General features: G+C 43.1%; 8 protein-coding genes. 5 read left to right on the top strand and 3 right to left on the bottom strand.

Annotation, left to right across the window (positions count from 1 at the left end):
* Both F6J94_RS28135 and F6J94_RS28130 read left to right on the top strand, forming a co-directional pair.
* A partial coding sequence (locus F6J94_RS28135; RefSeq protein WP_293046454.1) for a DUF4230 domain-containing protein occupies nucleotides 1–611 on the top strand: 611 nt, incomplete at its 5' end.
* A gap of 316 nt (nucleotides 612–927) precedes the next feature.
* Nucleotides 928–1,299, top strand: coding sequence for a DUF2237 domain-containing protein (locus F6J94_RS28130; RefSeq protein ID WP_293046451.1), 372 nt, complete (start codon nucleotides 928–930; stop codon nucleotides 1,297–1,299).
* Nucleotides 1,300–1,321: 22 nt separating this feature from the next.
* Here F6J94_RS28130 and F6J94_RS28125 read toward each other — a convergent pair whose 3' ends face one another.
* Nucleotides 1,322–1,459, bottom strand: coding sequence for a hypothetical protein (locus F6J94_RS28125; RefSeq protein ID WP_293046448.1), 138 nt, complete (start codon nucleotides 1,457–1,459; stop codon nucleotides 1,322–1,324).
* 177 nt (nucleotides 1,460–1,636) lie between these two features.
* Here F6J94_RS28125 and F6J94_RS28120 point away from each other — a divergent pair, with 177 nt between their 5' ends.
* Together F6J94_RS28120 and F6J94_RS28115 are read left to right on the top strand one after the other, a co-directional pair.
* The gene (locus F6J94_RS28120; protein WP_293046456.1) at nucleotides 1,637–2,515 is read left to right on the top strand and encodes an NAD(P)-dependent oxidoreductase; all 879 of its coding nucleotides are present in this window, start codon (nucleotides 1,637–1,639) and stop codon (nucleotides 2,513–2,515) included.
* A 172-nt stretch (nucleotides 2,516–2,687) separates the two neighbouring features.
* Nucleotides 2,688–4,172 (top strand): GMC family oxidoreductase, encoded by a 1,485-nt coding sequence (locus F6J94_RS28115; protein ID WP_293046445.1) that lies wholly within the window; start codon nucleotides 2,688–2,690, stop codon nucleotides 4,170–4,172.
* Nucleotides 4,173–4,328: 156 nt separating this feature from the next.
* Here F6J94_RS28115 and F6J94_RS28110 read toward each other — a convergent pair whose 3' ends face one another.
* Nucleotides 4,329–4,799, bottom strand: coding sequence for a hypothetical protein (locus tag F6J94_RS28110; RefSeq protein ID WP_293046440.1), 471 nt, complete (start codon nucleotides 4,797–4,799; stop codon nucleotides 4,329–4,331).
* A gap of 516 nt (nucleotides 4,800–5,315) precedes the next feature.
* Complete coding sequence (locus F6J94_RS28105) at nucleotides 5,316–5,450, bottom strand: hypothetical protein (RefSeq protein WP_293046435.1); 135 nt, start codon at nucleotides 5,448–5,450, stop codon at nucleotides 5,316–5,318.
* Nucleotides 5,451–5,560: 110 nt separating this feature from the next.
* Between F6J94_RS28105 and F6J94_RS28100 the strand changes: the two genes are divergently transcribed.
* A complete protein-coding gene (locus F6J94_RS28100) occupies nucleotides 5,561–6,148 on the top strand; it encodes a hypothetical protein (protein ID WP_293046430.1) in 588 nt (195 codons plus the stop codon).
* Nucleotides 6,149–6,279: the final 131 nt, after the last annotated feature.

The raw sequence follows: 6,279 nt of genomic DNA, 5'->3' as shown, positions 1-6,279 counted from the left end.
CCCGCTTGTTTGAACAAGTTAATGGTCTATTCGACTTATCACAATTAAACTTATCACAGCCAGAACCAGAGGTGGATGTGAGAAACGTTGTGGTTAATAAAGTTCGTAATGTTAGTGAATTGACCACTGCTGTGTTTAGCATGGAGGCAGTTGTTCCAACTCGTCAAGATAGAAACTTAGGACAATATCGCTTAGCGTCAACGACATTACTCTACATTGCTTATGGGGAAGTTAGAGCTGGGGTTGATTTAGGGAAATTAAGCGTCGATGATGTCAAAGTCAGCAATGACTCGATCCAAGTGCAGTTACCAGCGCCTCAATTACTGGATAGCAAGATTGATGTTACCCGTTCCCAGGTCTACGACTACAACCGAGGATTTTTGGGTCTTGGACCCGATGTTGCCCCTCAATTACAGATGCTAGCTCAACAGGAAACCCTCCGAAAAATTCAGGCTACTGCTTGTCAGCAAGGTGTGCTAGAGCAAGCTAATCAAAGGGCGCAATTAGTGGTGACTAATTTATTGATGACAGCTGGTTACAAAACCGTAGATGTCAAGCTTCAACCTTCATCACCATCGATGTGTTTGACAGCTTTCCAAACACCATCCTAGCACAGCGTTTGGTAAGCAGTCAGCGGTCAGCGGTCAGCCGTCAGCTAAAAATAAAATTATTTACCGTAGCATAGCACAGGCTTCGACTATTCAAAAGCTGATAACTGATAGCTGATAACTGATAGCTGATAGCTGATAGCACCTCAAGTAGCGTGCGCTTAAGCTGATAGCTGATAGCTGATAGCTGATAGCACCTCAAGTAGCGTGCGCTTAAGCTGATAGCTGATAGCTGATAGCTGATAGCTGATAGCTGATAGCTGATAGCTGACAACAAAATACCAACATTATTGGCGTAATTAAACTATTTTATTATATCATGAACAATGCCAAAAACGTTCTTGGCGGAACACTAAAGGTGTGCTGCACATCTCCGATGACGGGATTTTTTCGGAACGGAAAATGTGACACAGGACCAACTGACGTTGGTGTACATATCGTTTGTGCAGAAATGACGGAAGAGTTTCTCTCTTTTACTAAGCAAAGAGGGAATGATTTGAGTACACCATCCCCGGTCTATGGTTTTCCTGGTCTTAAACCCGGAGATCATTGGTGTTTGTGTCTCAGTCGTTGGAAGGAGGCGCTGGATGCTGGGGTTGCGCCACCGGTGATTTTGTCAGCAACCCATGAAGCAGCCCTTGATTACATTCCGTTGGAGGTATTTAAGGAACACGCTGTTATGAACGGCTAATCGTTGATATAGCCGTTTTCAATTAGGTAAGGTTACATGTTTTTAGGGAGCAGGGAGTAGGGAGTAGGGAGCAGAGAATAGTTAGGTAGGGTGCGTTAGGGACGGGCGAGCTCTCATTTTCTCGGTAGCCAGTGTTAGGAAAGTCCGTCCCGTAACGCACCAATGGGTCAAACAGCTTTTAGGAGATGCACCCAATTGAAAGTCTTGGGAAAAGCCCATCTAAGCTGACTGCTGAACGCTGATTGCTGTCAGCTTATTTAATGGGCACTTAAGGAAATCAAAAGATAGAACAGTAACAAGGATATCTGTTTTCCCCCCTTACTAACTCTAAATTTTGATGAGAAAAAAACTCTTAGTGACAGGAGCTAGCGGTTTCCTTGGATGGAACCTTTGCCAGCTCGCTAAAGAAAAATGGGATATTTATGGAACTTATTTTTCCCAGACGATAGATATTCCGGGAATAACCTTGGTAAAGGCTGACTTGAGGGAATTCCAAGACATGAAGCATCTGTTTGCTGAGATTCAGCCAGCAGGAGTAATTCATACCGCAGCTCACTCTAAACCTAATTTTTGTCAGACCCATCCAGAGGAATCATACTCGATTAATGTTACAGCTTCTATCAATATTGCTCGACTAAGTGCAGATTATGATATCGCTTGCGTGTTTACCTCTACTGACTTGGTCTTCGATGGTTTAAACCCTCCTTATCTAGAAACTGATCCGGTATCGCCCATCAGCTATTACGGTGAGCAAAAAGTGATGGCAGAAGAAGGGATGCGATCGCATTATCCTAAAGTCGCGATTTGCCGCATGCCCTTAATGTTTGGCATCACTCCCCCTACTGCCAGTAGCTTTATCCAACCCTTCCTCAAAATCCTGAGAGAAGGGCGACCATTGAGCTTATTTACCGATGAAATTAGAACCCCTGTCAGTGGCACCACAGCAGCCAAGGGACTTTTACTAGCGCTAGAGAAAGTCCAAGGTCTAGTTAATCTGGGCGGAAAAGAACGGATCTCTCGCTATGACTTTGGTTGCCTGATGGCTGAGGTATTTGAGCTTTCCCAAGATAATTTAGGACGCTGTCTACAAAAGGATGTACCTATGGCTGCCCCTAGATCTCCCGATACTTCATTGGATAGTTCGTTAGCATTTAGTTTGGGGTATGAACCGTTATCAGTGCGGGAGCAATTGGAAGGGTTACTGGGGAAAGTGTAATTCTTTAAGCGGTCAGCGGTCAGTGGTCAGCGGTCAGCGGTCAGTGGTCAGTGGTTAGCTTTCAGGTTATTTTATTGAAAAGCACTTTAGGTAACTTGGGCTACGCCCATAAGCTGAACGCGCATTAGCTGATAGCAAAACTAATTAGCAGATTCTAATCGGAGCATTTAAGATGCCAGAAGCAAATTCCATGTATGACTACATTGTTATTGGTGCAGGTTCTGCCGGAAGCATAGTAGCTTCAAAGCTTGCTGCTTCTGACTCAAATGCACAAATTCTGCTGATCGAAGCTGGAAAGCTCCAACTTAATCCCAAGATGTACAACCCAAGTGATTGGTTTGAAGTCCTACAAGAACATCCGGAGATTGATTGGGGTTACCAGTCAGTACCTCAAAAAAATTTAAACAGCCGTGTGATCATGCTGCCGCAAGCAAAAGCACTAGGTGGGTGTGCATTACATAATGCCACGGTCTATGTCAGAGGTGGACGCTCTGACTTTGATGAGTGGGGTAAAGTAGCACCTGGTTGGTCATGGAATGATGTACTACCCCACTTTGAAAGTGTAGAACAGATCATCAAGGTTTTGGTGGCCCAGACAGATCATTTCAATTTCATTAACGATTTATTCGCTGCTGCTAAACAGTACGGTTTACCTGAAAATCCTAATTATAATACCAGCGAGAGTCAATATGGATACGCTCCATTTCAGTTCAACAATATTAAAACACTTTCAAAGCTTTTTCGTGAAACCACATTTAACACTTTTTTACCAGCGGTTCATACAAATGTAACTGTAATAGCTGAAGCTTTGGTAACCAAGATCCGATTTAATAATACCAAAACAATAGGTGTTGAATATGTTCAGAAGAACGAAAAATACTTTGCAGGCGTGCGACATGAAGTTGTGCTGAGTGCTGGTGCGATTGCAAGTCCAAAAATATTGATGCTTTCAGGCATTGGCGACGAAACTGAGTTGGCTAAATTTGATATTCCAGTAGTTGTGAATGTTCCAGAAGTAGGGAAGAACTTACATGACGATCTTTTCGTTAGTGCCGGATTTTCTATTCCCGAAGATAAAGATTTACCAGTGTATTCCTATAGCCTAGCTCCAGCTGTGATTTTCGGCTCTACGGAAAATAGTAGTTCAGTTGTTGATATAGAGTGTTCAGTGGGAGTGGGAACACTCAAAGGTTTCCCTGGTCCAAAAAATTCTTTTTGGTTATGGCCAAATGTCATGCACTTGAAGAGTAAGGGAACTATTACGCTGCGTTCAAGTTCTCCTGATCAAGCTCCTCTTGTTGACCCAAAATATCTGACCGTGCCAGGAGATCTCCAGTCATGTATAACAGCGCTTCAGTTAGGTATCGATATTGGCAATCAATCAAGCTTGGGGCAATGGCGGGAAAAGCAAATTGCTCCAGAACCGGGAACAGATTTAGAGAGTTATATAAAAGAAACAGCCAATACCACACAGCACTATTGCGGAACTTGCAGAATGGGGATTGATGAAAGTTCTGTGGTGGATACAGAACTTAAGGTTCGAGGAGTATCAGGTCTGCGTGTGATTGATGCTTCTGTCTTCCCTTTACCAATAACCGCAAACACAGCAGCCGCAACCATGATGATTGCTGATAAGGGAGCTGACATTTTGACCTGACGGGGTCACAAGCAGCATTCCGCGCCTTACTGGGTGAATGAAGAATGAAGAATGTAGAATGTAGAATGTAGAATGTAGAATGCAAAAAACTTCCAATTCTAAATTCTTAATTCTTCATTCTTCATTATTTAACGATGTCTTAGCGTAAGTCCTGAGTTATTTCTTTGTGATGCCCTCAATCTTGGAATAGGGCTGAACCTTAGAGATGAACATGGTGCCGACATCTCCATAACAATCGGAATCAGCATTGTCGAAGTTGTAGACCGCACTGATAGCATTGCGAGACCTGGTTATAACCCCCCAATTTTTGCTAATTGGATTGGTCGGATTTTGCTCAGGAGCTAATTCTAACTCAATAAAGTTTTTATACTTGCCTGACAAATTACCTTTGAAAACCCGTTCAGGAGAACATTTTGTGTTGCCCACCACTGAGGTACCGAATACGTTATCCCCCTCTTGATTTATAGACATCTCGATCACACCGTTATAGGTGGTAGCATTCAAACTAGTCCAAGTTCCTATCCACTCACCCTCGAGACTTGCTGGGTTTGAGACAGAAGCCTCCGCCGCGCTAACATTGGCGAAGAGCAGGAATATTGAAGCAACCAACATGATCACTATACGCATTATTATCTCCTTAATACAAGGTTATGAAAGATCAGCTTACCTGTCAAAAGACCTAAGATCAAAACTACACCATTATTGCCAACAATCTAGACTTTTTTTAAAAAAATTAACATTAAAAAAAAATCCATGGCATTGCTATTTAATGTAACTTAAAATTATTACTCATAACCTATAGCATTTTTAAACTATTTGTCAAGTGATAAATTATGGAAAAAGTCAAGAGGCAATAGTAGCAATAGAACCAGAGCTTTATAGTAAACTAAAAATACTTTCTCAGTTGACATCTCAAATCAAAATGCTATATAGCATTTTTAAACTATTTGTCAAGTGATAAATTATGGAAAAAGTCAAGAGGCAATAGGCAAGAGGCAATAGGCAAGAGCTCCAGAGTTTTTTACTAAAATAAAAGAAGACCTGATCGCTTTTAGTGGCTCCTTGGCCGTGGGCCACGCTACGCAAACGGAGCACCGCGAAGCGTGGCCCACGGCCTTTCAGTTTAGATCTCAAATGAAAATGCTATAGCTGATAGCTGACAACTGACCACTGACCGCTGTTCGCGTAGCGTGCGCGTAGCGCATAAGCTGATAGCTTAGGACGTGATTTCCCTACCGTTAGTGCGGTAGTTACCACGAAACAAAACAAATCTCCCACAAGTCAATAGTCCTAAGTGAAAAGGCAAACACCAGCAATTGGTCTTGATACTGCTGCTAACTTCTCTACCTTGGCCTATCGGTACACCTTCAACTAATCAAGGGAATCAGATGAAAAACTTGCGTGCAATCACCCCATCCTCTTATATTATTGCTGCCTGTGCATTAACCGGAATTTTATCCTTTAGTGCAGTCACTAGCCAAGCTGGTCAAATGAAGTTCTTACCATCAGGTAACTCTACCGCAACCGCTCAGGTTGAATCAGTAGACAATCAAGACCTACTGGCAGCAGTACCGATTCCCAGCAGTGAATTACCACCAGCCCTAGAGAAGAATACCGTATTTCGTGCGATCGCAAATGGTGGTTTCTTTGGTCAAACCGTTGAAACCCGTCTGCTCAACAATGGACAAGTGATTCAGCAGTACATAAGGATAAATGGCAATAGCACTCCCACTGAGATTGCTCGCATTTCCCGTCAAGATGTCAAAGGCTTTGAAGAGTTTCTCAACAAAGACGTAGACTTTGGTCAGTTTGATCAGCTCAGTTACCCTGCTCCTATTGGTGCTGCTGATTACATCAGTGTTACTCTGAGCAGCAATGCTGGTACCACACGTTATGCCGATATTGGTAGTAATCAGCTCCCGGAAGCTTTGCAGCAAGTGATTCAGAATTGGGAGACTATCGTTAGTAGTAAGTGAGATGTCAGTGATCAGTTATCAGCTTATGGGTTAGGTCACAGGCTGGAAGCCTGTTCCACCCTACTTGAGGGGTTAGGTCACAGGCTGGAAGCCTGTGCCACAGCTGACCACTGACCGCTGACCACTGACCA

Source organism: Moorena sp. SIO1F2, assembly GCF_010672755.1.
In the GTDB taxonomy this organism is placed as follows: domain Bacteria; phylum Cyanobacteriota; class Cyanobacteriia; order Cyanobacteriales; family Coleofasciculaceae; genus Moorena.
Note: the sequence above shows the minus strand (reverse complement) of the source record. Positions and strands in the feature narration are given on the sequence as shown.

Bases quoted from the DNA above. Each gene is read 5' to 3' on its own strand.
- F6J94_RS28130 (WP_293046451.1), top strand. From the start codon at position 928: ATGAACAATGCCAAAAACGTTCTTGGCGGAACACTAAAGGTGTGCTGC.
- F6J94_RS28120 (WP_293046456.1), top strand. From the start codon at position 1,637: ATGAGAAAAAAACTCTTAGTGACAGGAGCTAGCGGTTTCCTTGGATGG.
- F6J94_RS28115 (WP_293046445.1), top strand. From the start codon at position 2,688: ATGCCAGAAGCAAATTCCATGTATGACTACATTGTTATTGGTGCAGGT.
- F6J94_RS28110 (WP_293046440.1), bottom strand. From the start codon at position 4,799: ATGCGTATAGTGATCATGTTGGTTGCTTCAATATTCCTGCTCTTCGCC.
- F6J94_RS28100 (WP_293046430.1), top strand. From the start codon at position 5,561: ATGAAAAACTTGCGTGCAATCACCCCATCCTCTTATATTATTGCTGCC.